The sequence below is a fragment of the Streptomyces sp. NPDC028298 genome (genome assembly GCF_055565895.1).
On sequence record NZ_JBVHTL010000006.1, the window covers coordinates 510,808 to 529,136 of the forward strand.

6 protein-coding genes are annotated in these 18,329 nt (G+C 70.3%); 4 read left to right on the plus strand and 2 right to left on the minus strand.

All coding sequences use genetic code 11. The features are described from left to right. Positions 1 to 276 precede the first annotated feature (276 nt). Positions 277 to 3,828 carry a transcription-repair coupling factor gene (gene mfd, locus ACZ4TO_RS27900; RefSeq protein ID WP_382791775.1) on the plus strand — a complete coding sequence of 1,184 codons (3,552 nt, stop codon included), beginning with the start codon at positions 277 to 279 and terminating at the stop codon, positions 3,826 to 3,828. A gap of 193 nt (positions 3,829 to 4,021) precedes the next feature. Here mfd and ACZ4TO_RS27905 read toward each other — a convergent pair whose 3' ends face one another. Further along, entirely contained in the window at positions 4,022 to 4,612 is a 591-nt protein-coding gene (locus ACZ4TO_RS27905; RefSeq protein ID WP_385044557.1) for a TetR/AcrR family transcriptional regulator, read from the minus strand. Between the two features lie 126 nt (positions 4,613 to 4,738). On the opposite strand from ACZ4TO_RS27905, the gene ACZ4TO_RS27910 reads away from it, so the two are divergent. After that, positions 4,739 to 5,674 (plus strand): SCO6745 family protein, encoded by a 936-nt coding sequence (locus ACZ4TO_RS27910; protein WP_468025561.1) that lies wholly within the window; start codon positions 4,739 to 4,741, stop codon positions 5,672 to 5,674. Between the two features lie 90 nt (positions 5,675 to 5,764). Here ACZ4TO_RS27910 and ACZ4TO_RS27915 read toward each other — a convergent pair whose 3' ends face one another. After that, entirely contained in the window at positions 5,765 to 5,956 is a 192-nt protein-coding gene (locus ACZ4TO_RS27915) for an antitoxin (protein ID WP_361683983.1), read from the minus strand. A 161-nt stretch (positions 5,957 to 6,117) separates the two neighbouring features. Between ACZ4TO_RS27915 and ACZ4TO_RS27920 the strand changes: the two genes are divergently transcribed. Then, positions 6,118 to 6,852: an HNH endonuclease family protein gene (locus ACZ4TO_RS27920; protein ID WP_382791784.1), complete on the plus strand. Its 735-nt coding sequence runs from the start codon at positions 6,118 to 6,120 to the stop codon at positions 6,850 to 6,852. 381 nt (positions 6,853 to 7,233) lie between these two features. Next, entirely contained in the window at positions 7,234 to 18,318 is an 11,085-nt protein-coding gene (locus ACZ4TO_RS27925) for a LamG-like jellyroll fold domain-containing protein (RefSeq protein WP_468025514.1), read from the plus strand. The last annotated feature ends 11 nt before the right edge of the window (positions 18,319 to 18,329 follow it).

Consider the following 18,329-nt stretch of genomic DNA (forward strand, 5'->3'; position numbering starts at 1 on the left):
ATGGTGACGCTGGGGTTGGGGGTAGTAGGGGGTGATAGACTCTTCGCTCCGCTTCGTTTTCCCCCCCCCCCCCCCCCACGCCCCCCCCCCCCCCCCCCCCCCCCCCCCCCGGGCCCGCGGTGTGTCCGGGCGCCGGCGGGCCACGCGTACGGGCTGGGGCGGGCCCTCGGTGGACGGTCACGCGCGGGCGGGCCCGGAGTCGTAGGCTGGATGCCCCCGGCCCGTCCCACGTGTCGGGCGTCTCGCGTTGCCCACTCCCCGGGATGGAAGCCCTTCATGAGCCTGCACGGTCTGCTCGACGCCGTCGTCAAGGACGCCGCCCTCACGGAGGCGGCGAAGGCCGCCGCCGACGGCAACCGGATGCACGTCGACCTGGTCGGCCCACCGGCGGCCCGCCCGTTCGCCGTCGCCGCGCTCGCCCGCGAGACCGGCCGTACGGTCCTCGCGGTCACCGCCACGGGCCGCGAGGCCGAGGACCTGGCCGCCGCCCTGCGCACCCTGCTCCCGCCGGACGGCGTCGCGGAGTACCCCTCGTGGGAGACGCTGCCCCACGAGCGGCTCTCGCCCCGCTCCGACACCGTCGGCCGGCGCCTGGCCGTCCTGCGGCGCCTGGCCCACCCGCGCCCCGACGACCCCGAGACCGGCCCCGTGTCCGTCGTCGTCGCCCCCATCCGCTCGGTCCTCCAGCCGCAGGTCAAGGGCCTGGGCGACCTGGAGCCCGTCATCCTGCGCACCGGTGTGAGCGCCGACCTGGGCGAGACCGTCGAGGCGCTCGCGGCAGCCGCGTACTCCCGTGTCGAACTCGTCGAGAAGCGCGGCGAGTTCGCCGTCCGCGGCGGCATCCTGGACGTCTTCCCGCCCACCGAGGAACACCCGCTGCGCGTGGAGTTCTGGGGCGACGACGTCGAGGAGATCCGCTACTTCAAGATCGCCGACCAGCGTTCGCTGGAGGTCGCCGAACACGGCCTGTGGGCCCCGCCCTGCCGCGAGCTGCTGCTCACCGAGGACGTCCGGGCCCGGGCCGAGGCCCTCGCCGAGGCCCACCCCGAGCTCGGTGAACTCCTCGGCAAGATCGCCGAGGGCATCGCCGTGGAGGGCATGGAATCGCTCGCCCCGGTCCTCGTCGACGACATGGAACTGCTCCTGGACGTCCTGCCCGAGGGCGCGATGACGATCGTGTGCGACCCCGAGCGGGTACGGACCCGGGCCGCGGACCTCGTCGCGACCTCGCAGGAGTTCCTCCAGGCGTCCTGGGCGGCCACGGCCGGCGGCGGAGAGGCCCCCATCGACGTCGGCGCGGCCTCCCTGTGGTCCATCGCGGACGTACGGGACCGGGCCCGCGAGCTGGACATGATGTGGTGGTCGGTGTCGCCGTTCGCCGCCGACGGAGAGCTCACGGACGCCTTCGCCGGCGGGGTGGGGGACACCCTCAAGCTGGGCATGCACGCCCCCGAGACCTACCGCGGCGACACCGCCCGCGCGCTCGCCGACACCAAGGGCTGGCTGGCCGAGGGCTGGCACACGGTCTACGTCACCGAGGCGCACGGCCCGGCCGCCCGCACCGTCGAGGTGCTCGGCGGCGAGGGCATCGCCGCCCGCCTCGACACCGACCTCACCGACATCGGCCCCTCCGTCGTCCACGTGGCCTGCGGCTCCATCGACTACGGCTTCGTCGACCCGGCGCTGCGCCTGGCCGTCCTGACCGAGACCGACCTCTCCGGCCAGAAGGCCGCGGGCAAGGACGGCGCCCGGATGCCGGCCCGCCGCCGCAAGACGATCGACCCGCTGACCCTGGAGACCGGCGACTACATCGTGCACGAACAGCACGGTGTCGGCCGCTACATCGAGATGGTGCAGCGCACCGTCCAGTCCGCGACCCGCGAGTACCTGGTCGTCGAGTACGCCCCCGCCAAGCGCGGCCAGCCCGGCGACCGCCTCTACATCCCCACCGACCAGCTCGAACAGATCACCAAGTACGTCGGGGGCGAGGCCCCCACCCTGCACCGGCTCGGCGGCGCCGACTGGACCAAGACCAAGGCGCGCGCCAAGAAGGCGGTCAAGGAGATCGCCGCCGACCTGATCAAGCTCTACTCGGCGCGCATGGCGGCCCCCGGTCACGCCTTCGGCGCCGACACGCCCTGGCAGCGCGAGCTGGAGGACGCGTTCCCCTACGCGGAGACCCCCGACCAGCTCACGACGATCGCCGAGGTCAAGGAGGACATGGAGAAGACGGTCCCGATGGACCGCCTGATCTGCGGCGACGTCGGCTACGGCAAGACGGAGATCGCGGTCCGCGCCGCGTTCAAGGCGGTGCAGGACGGCAAGCAGGTCGCGGTCCTGGTCCCCACGACCCTGCTCGTGCAGCAGCACTTCGGCACGTTCTCCGAGCGCTACTCGCAGTTCCCCGTGAACGTCCGCGCCCTGTCCCGCTTCCAGACGGAGACCGAGGCCAAGGCGGTCCTGGAGGGCTTGCGCGAGGGCTCGGTGGACCTCGTCATCGGCACCCACCGCCTGTTCTCCTCGGAGACGAAGTTCAAGGACCTGGGCCTGGTCATCGTCGACGAGGAGCAGCGCTTCGGCGTCGAGCACAAGGAGCAGCTCAAGAAGCTGCGCGCCAACGTCGACGTCCTGACGATGTCGGCCACCCCCATCCCCCGTACGCTCGAAATGGCGGTGACGGGAATCCGGGAGATGTCCACGATCACCACCCCGCCGGAGGAGCGGCACCCGGTGCTGACCTTCGTCGGCCCGTACGAGGAGAAGCAGATCGGCGCCGCGATCCGCCGTGAGCTGCTGCGCGAGGGCCAGGTCTTCTACATCCACAACCGGGTCGAGTCCATCGACCGGGCGGCCGCCCGTCTCCGGGAGATCGTCCCGGAGGCGCGGATCGCCACGGCCCACGGCCAGATGTCGGAGCAGGCGCTGGAGCAGGTGGTCGTCGACTTCTGGGAGAAGAAGTTCGACGTGCTGGTCTCCACGACGATCGTCGAGTCCGGCATCGACATCTCGAACGCCAACACGCTCATCGTGGAGCGCGGCGACAACTTCGGCCTGTCGCAGCTCCACCAGCTCCGCGGCCGGGTCGGGCGCGGCCGGGAACGCGGCTACGCCTACTTCCTGTACCCGCCGGAGAAGCCGCTGACGGAGACCGCCCACGAGCGGCTCGCGACGATCGCCCAGCACACCGAGATGGGCGCGGGCATGTACGTGGCGATGAAGGACCTGGAGATCCGCGGCGCGGGCAATCTCCTCGGCGGCGAGCAGTCGGGTCACATCGCCGGCGTCGGCTTCGACCTGTACGTGCGCATGGTGGGTGAGGCGGTCGCGGACTACCGCGCCTCGCTGGAGGGCGGTGTGGAGGAGGAGCCGCCGCTGGAGGTCAAGATCGAGCTCCCGGTCGACGCGCACGTCCCGCACGAGTACGCACCGGGCGAGCGGCTGCGCCTCCAGGCGTACCGGTCCATCGCCTCCGCGAACACGGAGGAGGACGTCAGGGCCGTACGCGAGGAACTCGTCGACCGCTACGGCAAGTTGCCGGAGCCGGTCGAGAACCTGCTGCTGGTGGCGGGTCTGCGGATGCTGGCGCGTGCCTGCGGGGTCGGAGAGATCGTCCTCCAGGGCAACAACGTCCGGTTCGCGCCGGTGGAGTTGAGGGAGTCCCAGGAGCTGCGGCTGAAGCGCCTGTACCCGGGGACCGTCATCAAGCCGACGGCCCACCAGATCCTCGTCCCGCGCCCGAAGACCGCGAAGGTCGGCGGACGGCCGCTGGTGGGCCGCGAACTGCTGGGCTGGACCGGGGAGTTCCTGGCTTCGGTGCTGGGGTCGTAGCAAGGGGCGGACCTGTGCCGGCGTCGTGGCGGGGGCGGACCGGGGCCGGGGTCGGCGTCTGGGCTGGGGGGGGGATCGGGCGCCGGGCCGTGGGGTGCGGCCGCCCGGGTCGGGGCGGTGGTGGTGCCGGGCTCGGGGCCGAGGCGGGCGGTCGCCGGTGTGGGCCGTCGTGGCCGCCCGTGGGAGGGGGCGGTCAGGGCTGTGGGGAGCGGAACAGCATGCCCGTGAGGGCGTGGAAGACCTCGTCCGCGTCCTGTCCGTCCACCTGGCCGTCCAGGTTGTGGCTGATCAGGAGTGTGGCGAAGCCGTGGGCGAGGGACCAGGCCGCGATGCCGGCGAGGCGGGCGTCGGGGCCGCGGCCCTCCGAGGGGATCGCGGACACGGCGGCCCGCAGCCGCGCGCCCGCGAGTGTCCGGGCCGTCGCGAGCTCCAGGTCGTTCGCGCGGAGCAGCTCCGGGGCGAACATGACCTGGAAGTGGGCGGGATGCTCCCGCGCGAAGCGTACGTAGCGGACGCCCGCGTCCCGCAGGTCCTCGGCGTCGTCCAGGGCGGTCGCCAGGAGCCCGAAGCCCTCCGCGGCGATGGCCGTGAGCAGGCCGACCCGGTCCTTGAAATGGTGTGCCGGTGCCGCGTGCGAGACGCCCGCGCGGCGGGCCAGGTCGCGCAGGCTCACGGCGGCGGGCCCTTCGGCGGCGATGACGTCGAGAGCGGCGCCGAGGATGGCGCGGCGCAGGTCCCCGTGGTGATAGGGGCGAGCTGAGCCGCTGGTCTTCGCGGGATCCATGACAGCAGCGTACGCCGAATCTAGTCGTTGACAAGTTCGGTCGGCCGGTGCAATCTTGTCAGTGTCAAGTTGTGAGCGTGTCGATACGTGACGAGGGGTGGAGTCATGTCCGGGAACGTGAGCGGGATGAGTGGGGCCGGCGGAGCGGGCGCGGTGGGCGAGGCGTCCGGGCAGGGGCACGGGCCCGCGGGGGCCGGGGGTGCCGACCTCGGGCGGGTGCGTCAGCTCTGGCATCTGCTGGAGCCCCTGCACGCCGTGCTGTACTACGCGCCGGAGGCCTTCGAGGAGGCGGCGGCGCTCGGGTACGGGACCGAGGAACGCTGGCCCAGCTACTTCCCCTACCGTGCGGCGCCGTTGGGGGCGGTCGGCGGCGGGCGGGTGGCCTCCGCCTTCTACAGTTTCAGCCCGCGCATGGTCGAAGAACACATCGGGTCCGCGTGGCGGAAGGCGAGTCCGGAGCAGGTGCTCGCGGCGCGTGAACGCGCGGTCGACCGCGCGTACCGGGCGATCCTCGGCGACCGCGTGGCCAGTCCCGAGCTGGCCGAGGCGGCCGCGCTGGCCCGCCGGGCCGCCGAGGCCGCGGACACCGCGGGCCGTCAGCTCGCCGCGGCCAACGCCGCGTTGCCCTGGCCCGAGGCCCCGCACCTCCAGCTCTGGCACGCGGCGACGATCCTGCGCGAGCACCGCGGTGACGGTCATCTCGCTGCCCTGCTCGTCGCGGGCCTGGACCCGGCCGCATCACTGGTCTCCTTCGCGGCGATAGGCGCGGCCTCGGTGGAGCGGTTCGAGAGCCGTGGCTGGAGCCCCGACGAGTGGACCGCCGCCCGGGACCGGCTGACCGCCAGAGGCCTGGTCGACGAGGACGGCATCGCCACCGAGGCCGGCCGCGAGCTCCGCCGCCGGGTCGAGCGCCGCACCGATCAGCTCGCCGCGGCCCCCTGGCAGGCGCTCGCCCCGGAATCGGTCACCCGTCTCACGGATCTGCTCGGCGAGTTCTGGGTCGCGGTGCTGGGCTCGGGGCTGCTGCCGTCGGAGACGACGCTGGGGATCGGGAAGGTCTGAGGCCGGGGGTCAGGTCAACGACCCCAACCCCACCCGGCGGGGATGCCGCGGTGGGGCTCGGATTGGAGGGGATTGCTCGGATCGCTCCGGCTATGACTGTGGGGGCCGGTCGCGGTTGCGGTCCATGCCCATCGCGCCTTCGGCCTTCTGCTGCGCGTCGTCGACCTTGTCCGTGTACTTGTCGCCGGTCCTCTGGTTGACCTGCTTCTCAGCGGCATCGGACATGTCAGATGCTTTGTCCTGCGCCGTCTTGTTGTGCTTGAACTTGTCGAAGATGCCCATCCAGAGCTCCTTCCGGGGTGACTCACGATCGACGATACGCCCGGCATGCGCCTCTTGCCCATCGATGCCCGGTATGGCAGGAGCATGGCGGCCACTACCTTGGGCAGACGGGAATCACGTCCGGTCGGGGCGGATCCCGGGAGGCGAAGGGGAGGGGCGTCGTGCTGCGTGTGAGGGGTGGGGCGGCTGCCGCCGCGCTGGTGGTGCTCGTCATGGGTGCCGGGCTCAGCGGCTGCAAGAAGGACGCGCTGGGCTCGGAGGGGCCGCAGGAGACGGCCGCCGGAGGTGGTGGTGGGGCCGCGCTCTCCGCCGTGGACTCGCTGACCGTCAAGGGGCGCGCGCCCAAGACCGGGTACAGCAGGGAGCGGTTCGGTACGGCCTGGGCCGACACCGACGCGAACTCGTGCGACACCCGTGACGACATCCTCAAGCGGGACCTGAAGGACGTGAAGTACAGCGGCGGCACGTGCAGGGTGTCCCGGGGGGTCCTCGACCCCGATCCGTACGGCGGCAAGGAGGTCACGTTCGTCCGCGGCCGCAGCCTGGTCGACATCGACCACCTCGTCGCGCTCTCGGACGCCTGGCAGACGGGCGCCAAGTACTGGGACGCGAGCAAGCGGATAGCGCTGGCCAACGACCCGCTCAACCTCCGTGCCGTCGGTGCGAGCGCCAACCGCAGCAAGGGCGACGGCGACACCGCGACCTGGCTCCCGCCGAACAAGGCCTACCGCTGCACGTATGTCGCCGCGCAGGTGGCGGTGAAGAAGAAGTACGCGCTCTGGGTCACCGCCGCCGAGAAGGCGGCCATGAAGAAGGTGCTGGGCGGATGCCCGGGCCAGAAGCTGCCCTCGGGCGGCAACCCGACGGAGGCGCCGGCGAGGTTCCACGCGAAGTGATGTGAGGGGGCGTCGGCCGTCTCCGACCGCCCCCGGCCGCCCTGGCCGCCCGCGACCGCCCCGGCCGTCCGGGACGTGATGACGGGGGCGGGCTCGCTTCGCCCTGCCCGCCGACGGTCCCCGGCCCGTCCGTGGAGGGGGCGCCGTCCGGCGAGTGAACAATTGCGATCGCCAAAATGTTCAACTTGCAAAGAAAGTTGAAAGAAGCAAAGGGGTAAGTCGAAACAAGTCGGTCGGGTTCAGTAAGAGATGGTCAAGCGCGGATCAAGAGTCCTTCTCGACCCTTCCGTGGCATGTGCATAACAGTCAAGATCAACAGGTTTCTGTCTTTCGCCTGTGCGATCTTCTCGCCTGTTTTTCCTGACTGTTGGAGTCCCAGCCGTGCGCCTTCGGCCTGCCCGCCGTTCCAGCCGCCCCCGCCGCTCCGGCGGCCGGATGCACCGCATCCGGCGACACGTGGCCGCGGTCGCCCTGACAGCGCTCGCCCTGATGATGACGACCCAACAGGCTGTCGCCGAGGGGCGGGAGTTGGGCGAGGTGTCGCTCTCCCTGCCCAGCCTGTCCTCCATGGTGGACTGGCTCCAGGACCCGCACTGGGGCAAGGTGCCGCACCAGGAGTCGGGCACCGCGGCCGGGCACAGGCACCACGTGTCCGCGAAGACGACCGACGCCGGGCGCGGCGTCGGCAGGAAGCCGGGCAAGGGCAAGGGTGAACTCGGCGCCTACCACCCGCACAAGTCCGCGGTCCAGCAGGGCAGGAGCCACGGCGGCGGCACCTTCAGTGCGAAGACCAGCAAGCGCAACGCCGCCAAGTCCTCGCGCACCGACACCGTCTACGACAACGCCGACGGCAGCACCACCCGCCGCATGTCTCCGACACCTGTGAACTACCAGGTGGGCAAGGGGAGATGGGCTCCCATCGATGTGGACGTGCGGGCCGGACCGGACGGCCGCTGGCACGAGAAGGCCAACTCCGTCGGCGTCGACCTCGCCGCCGAGGCAACCGACTCCGGCCTCGTCACCTTCGCCGCCGACAGCGCGCACTCCGTCTCCTACGGGCTCGACGGCGCGGCCTCGGTCAAGGGCGCGGCGGACGGTTCGCTCGTCACGTACGGGAACGTTCTCACCGGCACCGACCTGGAGGTCGCTCCCACCGCGACCGGTGTCAAGGAAGCGATCGTCCTGCACGACGCGGACGCCGGGAACACCTGGACCTTCCCGCTGAAGCTCAAGGGCCTCACGCCCGTCCAGACCAAGAGCGGGTCGATCGACCTGCGCAACTCGGCCGGAAAGACCGTCGAGCGCATCCCCTCGTCGTACGCCTACGACTCGAAGGTGAACCCGCGCTCCGGGGACCCGGCCACCACCCACGACGTCACCACCGAGCTCGTCCACGACCAGGACGGCTACGCGCTGAAGGTGACCCTCGACGACCGCTGGCTGCACGACTCGCGCCGCGTCTTCCCGGTCACCGTCGACCCGACCGTCACGGACGGCTGGACCACCACCTACGCCGAGTCCGGGGAGCCGGGCGACCACTCCTACGAGCAGACCATCAAGATCGGCTCGTACGACTCCGGCACGCACTCCGCGGTCGGCTACATCAACCACTGGGACACCGCCTGGGACGGCAGCGGCGTCACCGTCTCCTCCGCGACCCTGCACCTCTTCGACACCTGGGCCTCCACCTGCACCGCCGAGAAGTTCGACGTGGCGCTCGTGACGCAGGCCTGGACGCCGGAGGGCGTCACCGCCTACCCCGGCCCGACGTACGGCTCCTCGATCGGCAGCGCGACGCCGAGCGTGCCCAACGCCTGCGCCAACACCGCCGCCGACCGCACCGTCGGCGACAACGTGACCGTCACCCTGTCCGCGTCCGCGATCCAGGGCTGGATGAACGGCACCACCGCCGACAACGGCCTCGCCGTGTACGCGTCGAACGCCGACGCCCTGCACTGGAAGCAGTTCGGCTCCTTCAACGACCCGAGCCTCGGCCCGTACATCGTCGTCACCTACACCGGCAACACCGCCCCGCAGCTCTACGAGCAGTTCCCCGCCGACAACGCGGTCGTGGGCACCACCACGCCCGAGCTGACCGCGTGGGCCGGCGGCGCCAACTCCAGCGGCAGCGCCGGCAAGTACGTCTTCAAGGTCTACGACGAGACGAACACCCAGGTCGCCACCTCCGGTCTGATCACCACCGGCGACTGGATCGTCCCGGCGGGCAAACTGGCCTGGGGCAAGTCGTACACGTGGAACGTCCAGGCGTACGACGCCACGACCGGGCTGTACTCGGACGCGGAGACCTACCAGCTCTCCGTGCAGGTGCCCCAGCCGGTGATCACCTCGGGTCTGTCGCAGAACAGCAGCGACCACGGCTTCGACGCGTCGATCGGCAACTACACCACCTCCGACACGGACGCCTCCATCTCCACCGTCGGCCCCTCGCTCGACGTGGAGCGCGACTACAACTCCCGTGACCCGCGCTGGACCGGCGCGTTCGGCTCCGGATGGTCGAGCATCTTCGACTCCCGCGCCACCGAGCAGTACAACGCCGCCGGCGCGGTGACCAGCGTCAACGTCACCTACCCCGACGGCTCGCAGGTCGGCTACGGCAAGAACGGCGACGGCACCTTCGCCCCCGGCAGCGGGCGCTTCGCCACCTTCAAGACGGTCACGGGCGGCTACACGCTGACCGACAAGGACGACACGGTCTACACGTTCACCCAGTCCCTGGGCTCGGGCGGCTACGGCCTGACCGCGGTGACGGACGCCAACGGGCGCTCCATCAACCTGACCTGGACCGGCGGCCACGTCTCGAAGATGGCGTCCGCCGTCTCCGGCCGCTCGCTCAACCTGACCTGGGCCACGCCGTCCGGCGCGTCCGCCGCGCACGTCCAGACCGTCGTCACCGACCCGGTCACCGCCGGCGACTCCGCCAGCACGCAGACCTGGACGTACGGCTACACCGGCGACCAGCTCACCAAGGTGTGCTCGCCGCAGTCGTCCACCAAGTGCACGACGTACGGCTACCAGACCGGCTCGCAGTACCAGAACGCCTCGCTCGACCTCGACCCGCACAGCATGTGGCCGCTGACGGAGGCCTCGGGCACCACCGCCAAGGACGCCGTCCTCGCCAACCAGGGCACGAACAACGCCACCTACGAGAACGTGACGCTGGGCGCGGCCGGCCCGCTGACCGGCTCCTCCGCCACGGCGGCCCAGTTCAACGGCACGTCGTCCGACGTCGCGCTGCCGAAGAACACGGGCAACGACACCGACTCCGGCGCGCTCTCGCTCTGGTTCAAGACCTCCACGCCCGGCGGCGTCCTGTACTCCTACGCCTCCCAGCCCATCGGCTCCGGGAAGGCCGCCGGCTTCTACACGCCGTCGGTCTACGTCGGTACCGACGGCAAGCTGAACGCCGAGTTCTGGTACAGCGGCGGCATCAACCCGATCGTGACGACGGCGTCCGTCGCCGACGGCAAGTGGCACCACGTGGTGCTGTCCGCCGCGGGCAACTCGCAGACGCTGTTCGTCGACAACGCGAAGATCGGTTCGCGCACCGGCACGGTCTCCATCCAGAGCGCCGTCGCCTTCGGCAAGAACCAGTCCTTCAACTACCTCGGCGCCGGCTACCTCGGCGGCAACTGGCCCGACGAGGCGCACCAGAACGCCAGCGACAAGACCGGCTACGCCACCTACTTCAACGGCTCCATCGCCCAGGCCGCCTGGTACGGCCGGCCGCTGGTCGCCGCGGACGTGAGCGCCCTCTACCAGAACGGCACGCACGCCTCCAGCCTGCTCACCTCCATCACGCGGCCGTCCGGCAAGACGTACGCGGCGATGCAGTACGACGCGGCCAGCACCACCCTGACCCAGCTCACCGACGAGAACGGCGGGGTGTGGAAGCTCGGGGCGCCCACGGTCGCCGGCTCCAGCCAGACCTACCGCGGCGCGCTCCTTGGCGCCGCGCCCGCGGGCTACTTCCGCCTCGGTGAAGCGGCGGGCGCGACCACCGCGGTCGACGAGGTCCGCGGCGGCAACGGCACGTACAACGCGGTGACCCTGGGCGGCGCCGGACCGTTCACCGACCAGAAGTCCGCCGCCTTCAACGGCACCACCTCGACCGTCGCGCTGCCCAGCGGCATCCTGCCCGGCGCGGGCGCCGAGTCCGTCAGCATGTGGTTCAAGACCACCACCGCGAACGGCGTGCTGCTCGGAGCGTCCAAGGACCCGCTGAGCGCGGCCACCACCACCGGCAACTACACGCCGGTCCTCTACGTCGGCACCAGCGGAAAGCTGTACGGCGAGTTCTACTTCTCCGGCGGATCCACCAAACCCGTCGGCTCCGCCACCGCGGTGACCGACGGCAAGTGGCACCACGTCGTGCTGTCCACGGCCTCCGACAGCCAGGCGCTGTACCTCGACGACACGCTCGTCGCCTCGCAGACCGGCACGGCCGCGATGAGCGTCCAGACCAACCAGTACGTCGGCGGCGGCTACATCGGCGGCAACTGGCCCGACGAATCGCACTCCAGCACCACCAGCAGCACCGGTTACGCGACCTACTTCAAGGGCTCGATCGCCGAGGCCGCCGTCTACCGCTCGCAGCTCTCCGCGCAGGACGTGGCGCAGCAGTGGGAGGCCGCGAAGAACTCCACCGGTCTCCTGCCGGTCGAGACGGTCAAGGTGACCACGCCGGCGACGGCCACGCTCACCTACACCTACGACGTCACGAACAACAACCGGGCGCTCACGGAGACCGACGGTCTCGGCAACAAGACGAGCTTCGGCTACGACACGGCCGGGTTCGAGCACACGGTCACCGACCCCAACGGCTCGATGACCGTCACCGGGCACGACGTCCGCGGCAACATCGTCTCCTCGACCGCCTGCCAGGACGAGTCCGCCAACAAGTGCTCGACCGAGTACTACGCGTACTACCCGGACGACACCACCCCCCAGCTGACCACGGCCGACCCGCGCAACGACCAGCTCCTGACCGAGCGCGACGGCCGTTCCGCCTCCGCGACCGACAACACCTACCTGACCTCGTACACGTACGACGCCCAGGGCAACCAGACCGCCATCACCGGCCCGGCCGTCCCCGGCTTCTCCAAGGGCCGCACCACCTCGACCGTCTTCAGCGACGGCACCAGCACCTACCCGTCCACCGACGGCGGTGTGGTGCCCAAGGGCCTGCCGGTGAAGACCGTCAGCCCCGGCGGCGCGGTCAACCAGGTGGGCTACTTCAAGAACGGTGACGTCGCCTCGACGACCGACGCCATCGGTCTGGTGAGCACGTACACCTACGACGGTCTGGGCCAGGTCCTCAGCCAGAAGGTCGTCTCGGACACCTACCCCAACGGCCTGACCACGACGTACAAGTACGACGGGAACGGCCAGGTCGTCGAGGAGCACGACCCGCAGCTCACCGACCGCGTCACCGGAGCCACCCACGCGGCCGTCTCCACGACCGTCTACGACGAGGACGGCAACGCCACCTCGCAGACCGTCTCCGACGCGAGCGGCGGCGACTCGCCCCGCACCGAGACGCAGACGTACGACGCCTACAACCACCTGCTCACCGAGTCGGACGCCAACACGTCCGCGGGCGCGAGCAACGGCAACACCACCACGTACACCTACGACAACCAGGGCAACAAGACCAAGGAAGTCACCTCGGCGGGCAACGAGACCCGCTACACCTACGACGACAACGGCAACCTGCTCACGCAGGCGCTGATGTACACCGGGGACCCGGTCAACCCGGCTACGCCGACCCTGCTCACCGAGTCCTCGCGCGCCTACGACCCGGCCGGCCGGCTCGCGTCCGTGACGGACGCGATGGGCACCAAGACGTCGTACACCTACCTGGACGACGGTCTGACCGCGTCGGTGAAGCGCACCAGCCCCGACGGCACCAGCTCCTACGTCCTGGAGTCCGACACCTACGACGCGGCGGGCAACCTGCTCACCGCCACGTCCGACAACGGCGAGACGGTCACCAACTACAAGGTGGACGCGGCCTCCCGCACCACCTCCACCACCGTCGACCCGACCGGCGTGAACCGCGTCACCACGGTCTCCTACACCCCGGACGACCAGGTCGCCTCCGAGAACGACCACGACTCCACCGGGTTCGACCGCACCACCACCAGCACGTACGACGCCATGGGCAACGTGCTCAGCGAGACGCTGTACGGGGACGCCTCCGGGCACCCGGCCGGCTGGTGGAAGCTGAACCAGAACTCGGGCACCAACATCACCGACTCGTCCGGCACCGGCAACACCGCCACCGCGGGTTCGGGCGTCACCTGGTCGGACGACGCGGCGAAGTTCGCGGGCACGACCACCGGCACCGGCAGCGTCGTCGACACCACCGGCCCGGTCCTGGACACCAGCGCGTCCTACACGGTCTCCGCCTGGGTCAACCTCGGCGACACCTCCACCTTCCGCACCTTCGTGGCGCAGGGCGGCACCAACCGGCCGTCCTTCTACCTCCAGTACTCCAAGACCGACAACGCCTACCGCTTCCACGCGGCCAACGCCGACGTCACCTCCCCGACGGCGTTCTACGACGCCACGGCGAGCACGGCGCCCGCGCTGAACACGTGGACCCACCTGGTCGGCGTCTTCGACGCGACGACCGGCTCGATGAAGCTGTACGTCAACGGCACGCAGGCGGGCTCGGGCACCAACAGCGCGCCCTGGACCGGCACGGGACCGCTGTCCATCGGCGGTTCGGAGACGGCGAGCGGCACCACGAGTGACGTCGTCGCCGGGTCGGTCGGGGACGTGCAGGTCTACCAGCGGGCCCTGTCCGCCACCGACGTCACCTCGCTGTACGGCAAGGGCCGCACCGGCGGCACGGTCGGTTCCTCCACCGAGCAGACCACCAAGTACACCTACGACAAGCGCGGTCTGCCGACGTCCACCACGGACGCCGAGCAGAACACCACGACGTACGCCTACGACGAGGCCGGCAACCTCGCGGTCTCCACCGCGCCCGCCGTCCAGTCGGAGCCCGACGGCACCACCGCGACGACCATCCACCCGGTCACCACCAGCGGGTTCAACACCTTCGGCGAGGGCGTCGAGGAGCAGGACCCGAACGGCCTGGTGACGAGCACGGTCTACGACGCCAACGGCAACAAGGTCTCCGAGACGCTGCCGGCGTACACCCCCTCGGGCGCGTCCCAGCCCAACGCGGGCACCACGGTGTGGACGTACGACAGCGAGGGCAACCAGATCTCCCAGGTCAGCCCGGGCGGGAAGACGACCTCCTCGCTCTACGACCAGATGGGCAACCTCGCCCAGATCACCGCGCCCGACAACACCAAGACGCACGCGCTGTACGACGCCAACGGCGACCAGCTCTCGGCGACGGACGCCACCGGCGCCCAGTCCCAGGCCACCTACGACTACCTGGGCCGTCAGCTCACCTCCACGACGATGGAGCGCTACCCCTCGACGAGGACGCTGACGACCACCAACTCGTACGCGGTCACGACGGGCAACCCGTACGGCGCGCACACCTCGTCGACGACCTCCGCGGGCGGGGTGACCAGCTCCTTCGCCTACAACCGGGCCGGTGACGTCACCTCGGTCACGGACGGCGCGGGCAACACCACCCGCTACGGCTACGACTTCGAGGGCAACCGGACCAAGACGACGCTGGCCGACGGCACCTGGACCGAGACGGACTACAACGCCTCGGACGACCCGGTCGCCACGCGCCAGTACGACGCGAGCGGCACCAAGCTGTCGGAGATCACGCAGAGCTACGACGGCGTGGGCAACATGATCTCCTCCACCGACGCCAACCAGCACACCTCGCGCTGGACGTACGACGCGTCGGGCGCGATCACGCAGCAGGTGGAGCCGGTGGACGCCTCCACGTCCATCACGACGACCTTCGGCTACGACGCCGCGGGCAACCGCACCCGCTTCACCGACGGCCGCGGCAACTCCTGGCGCTACACGTACACGCCGTGGGGCCAGCAGGAGAAGGTGATCGAGCCGACCACCGCCAAGTACACCTCGGCGGCCGACTCGACCACGACCTACGCCTACGACGCCGACGGTCAGATGACGACGGCCACCCTGCCGGGCGGCACCACGACGTCGATGACGTACGACCTCGACGGCCAGCTCAAGACGATGTCCGGCACGGGCGCCGACGCGGCGACGGCCAAGCGCAGCTTCGACTACGACGCCGCGGGCCGGGTCATGTCGGCGGACACGGACGAGGCCGGCATCGCGGGCGCGGTGGACCACCAGGACGCCACGCACGACGCGTTCACCTACGACGACCGCGGCGACGTCCTGACGACGAGCGGATCGGCGGGTTCCTCCAGCTTCACCTACAACAACGACGCGTCGATGCTGACGCGGACCGACGCGGCGGGCACGACGTCGTACGGCTACGACACCGCGGGCCGGATGTCGACGCTGAACGACGCGGCGACGGGCACGCAGATCACCGCGAGCTACGGATCGCTGAACGAGATCAAGTCGCTCAAGTACGGCGCGACCGGCCAGACGCGCACGTTCGGCTACAACAGCGCGCACGAGCTGACGAGCGACGTCCTGGTCCAGGGCGCGTCGACGGTGGCGAGCTTCGGCTACGGCTACGACAAGAACGGCAACCTGACGTCGAAGACGACGGCGGGTGTCTCGGGCGCGTCCTCGAACACGTACACCTACGACTGGTCCGACCGGCTCACGTCGTGGAACAACGGCTCGACGACGAAGAGTTACGCGTACGACGCCTCCGGCAACCGCATCCGCAACGGCTCGGACGTCTACACCTACGACGCCCGTGACGAGCTGACCTCGGACGGCGTGCACACCTACGACTACTCGGCCCGCGGCACGATGACGCAGGAGTCGCAGGCGTCGGGCTCGGTGGCGTACAAGACGGACGCGTTCGGCGGGCAGATCGCGGCCGGCACGCAGTCCTACACGCTGGACGCGACGGGCCGGAACATCAGCGACACGGACACGACGTCGGGGGCCAAGCGGACGTTCGCCTATTCCGGCGCGGACAACACGATCGCCTCGGACGGCGACAACACGTACACCTACGACCCGTCGGGCAGCGTCATCGGCGTCAAGCCGGCCGGCGGCAGCGGGGTGCTGGCCCTGACGGACCAGCACAGCGACGTGGTCGGGACGTTCACCTCGGGTGCCACCTCGCTGGCGGGCTCGGCCTCGTACGACCCGCTGGGCAAGGTGGTCTCACCGACGAACACGGTGACCGGCCACCTGGGCTTCCAGTCCGGCTGGACCGAACCCGGCACGGGTGACGTCGGTACGGCCTCGCGCTGGTACAGCCCGGACACCGGCCAGTTCCTGAACAAGGACAGCATCTCGCTCAACGCGGTGCCGAACTCGGTGGCGGCGAACCCCTTCGCCTACGTCGACGACAACCCGATGGCGGGCACGGACGAGTCCGGCAACTGCTCCTGGTACGACGTGGTGTGCGGCGCGAAGAAGGTGGCGCACAAGGCCAAGCACGTGGTCAAGCACGTGGCGCACAAGGTCTACCACGCGGCGAAGCACGTGGCCCGCAAGGTCGTCCACGCGGTCAAGCACGCGGCGAAGAAGATCGTCCACCACGTCAAGGACGTGTACCACGCGACGGTCCGCTACACGCGGCGCGTGTACCACTACGCGGCCCGGCACGTCAGACGCGTCTATCACGCGGCGGTCCACGCGGTGCATACGGCGTACCACAAGGCCTCACGTGTGGTGCACCGCGTGGTGCACGCGGCGAAGAAGGTGGTTCACAAGGCCGCGGCCGTGGCCAAGAAGGGCCTGAAGGCGGCCGCCCACGTGGCCAGGACCGCGTACCACGCGACGGTCAAGGCGGCGAAGGCGACAGCGACGTTCGTGAAGCACCACGCGGCCGCGATCACCTCGTTCGTGGTGTCGACGGCGGTGTTCGCGGGGTGCGAGGCGGCGACCTGGGGTGTCGGCACGGTCGGTTGCGCGGCGATGGCCGGCGCGGCGGGCTCGCTGGTCGAGCAGGGCTTCGCCTGTGCGGAGAACGGCGGCGACGACTGCAGCGCGGGGGCGTTCGTCGGCTCCGCGGTGACCGGCGCGATAGCAGGCGCGATCGGCGGCAAGCTGGGCGAACTCGGCGGCAAGCTCCTGGCGAAGGTGGCCCCGAAGGCGATGAAGGTCGTCGGCGGGCTGTTCGGCAAGGGGGTGACGGAGGCCGGAGACTCCGCGGCGGCGGACGCCACGGAGGAGGCGGCTTCGGCGGCGGAGTCGGAGGGGGCGGGGACCCGGAGTCAGTCGCATTCGGGTAAGGAAGAGTCTCCTGGCTGCCCGACGACGCACAGTTTCACCGGTTCCACCCGGGTCCTGATGGCCGACGGCACGGCCAAGGCGATCGACCAGGTGCGCGTGGGTGACACGATCACCAACTCGGTGCCGGGAGTCGCGGCCACGGAGTCGCACAAGGTCACCGCGGTGATCGTGACGCGCACGGACCACGACTTCGTGGATCTGACCATCAAGGCGGCGGAGGGCAAGGCGGCGAGGTCGACGGCCGCGAAGGGCGCCAAGACCGGGACGAAGTCGTCCCTGGCCCGGAAGGTTGCCCGCAAGGCGGCCTTCGGTCTGGCGGCGTCGGCGGCGGTGCTGGGTGCGCTGACGGCGAGCCACGGTCACCACGGCCAGGAGCCGGCGACGGCTCCGGTGGCCGCGGTCAGGGATGCGGCCTCGACGCAGGACACGAAGGCCACCCCGGCCGGCGCGGCGGTCGCGGACACCTCGTCCGCGAAGCTCACCACGACGTTCCACCACCCGTTCTACGACGAGACCCGGTCTGCGTTCGTCGACGCGAAGGACCTGAAGGCCGGCGACGTCCTCCAGACCCCGACCGGCACGGCCGAGGTCACAGGCGTCCGCCTGTACCACGCGAACACCACGACGTACGACCTGACCATCGGGTCCCTCCACACCTACTATGTGGAGGCTGGCTACACGCCGGTCCTGGTCCACAACACCAACTTTATTAGCAGCCCCGGATCCTCAGGATCCGCTGTGTGTCCGGCAAACTGGGTACCCGAAGGAGGGTTCCAGAATTCGTCGCCGCCCGCTCCCAGCACGCAGGGTGGCTGGTTCAGGTACCAAAGTGCCGCCGCTGGCACGAGATCGGGTGTCGGGGGAAGGGCATTGGTTCCTCAATACAGTGCGCCGGACGGAGCTGGCGGCGTCATCACCGCGAAGTTTGACTCTGCATTCGGTGACGAGGCAATCGATCGGAAGCTCGGGTTGACCAAATTTGGCCAGGATGAGGCAGTGCGGCAAGCCGCCGTAGCCGCTCATCATGGGTTCCAAGCCGTCTACGAGTTGCCATCTCAGGCGAAGGTCGATGCAGCAAACAAACTCCTATCTGGCTGGGGAGTAAAGGGAATCATTACTCGAATCGGGAGCTGGTCCTTGTGATGACGGATTGT

Coding starts and splice junctions, on each gene's coding strand:
- mfd (WP_382791775.1), top strand. CDS start 277: ATGAGCCTGCACGGTCTGCTCGACGCCGTCGTCAAGGACGCCGCCCTC.
- ACZ4TO_RS27905 (WP_385044557.1), bottom strand. CDS start 4,612: ATGGATCCCGCGAAGACCAGCGGCTCAGCTCGCCCCTATCACCACGGG.
- ACZ4TO_RS27910 (WP_468025561.1), top strand. CDS start 4,739: ATGAGTGGGGCCGGCGGAGCGGGCGCGGTGGGCGAGGCGTCCGGGCAG.
- ACZ4TO_RS27915 (WP_361683983.1), bottom strand. CDS start 5,956: ATGGGCATCTTCGACAAGTTCAAGCACAACAAGACGGCGCAGGACAAA.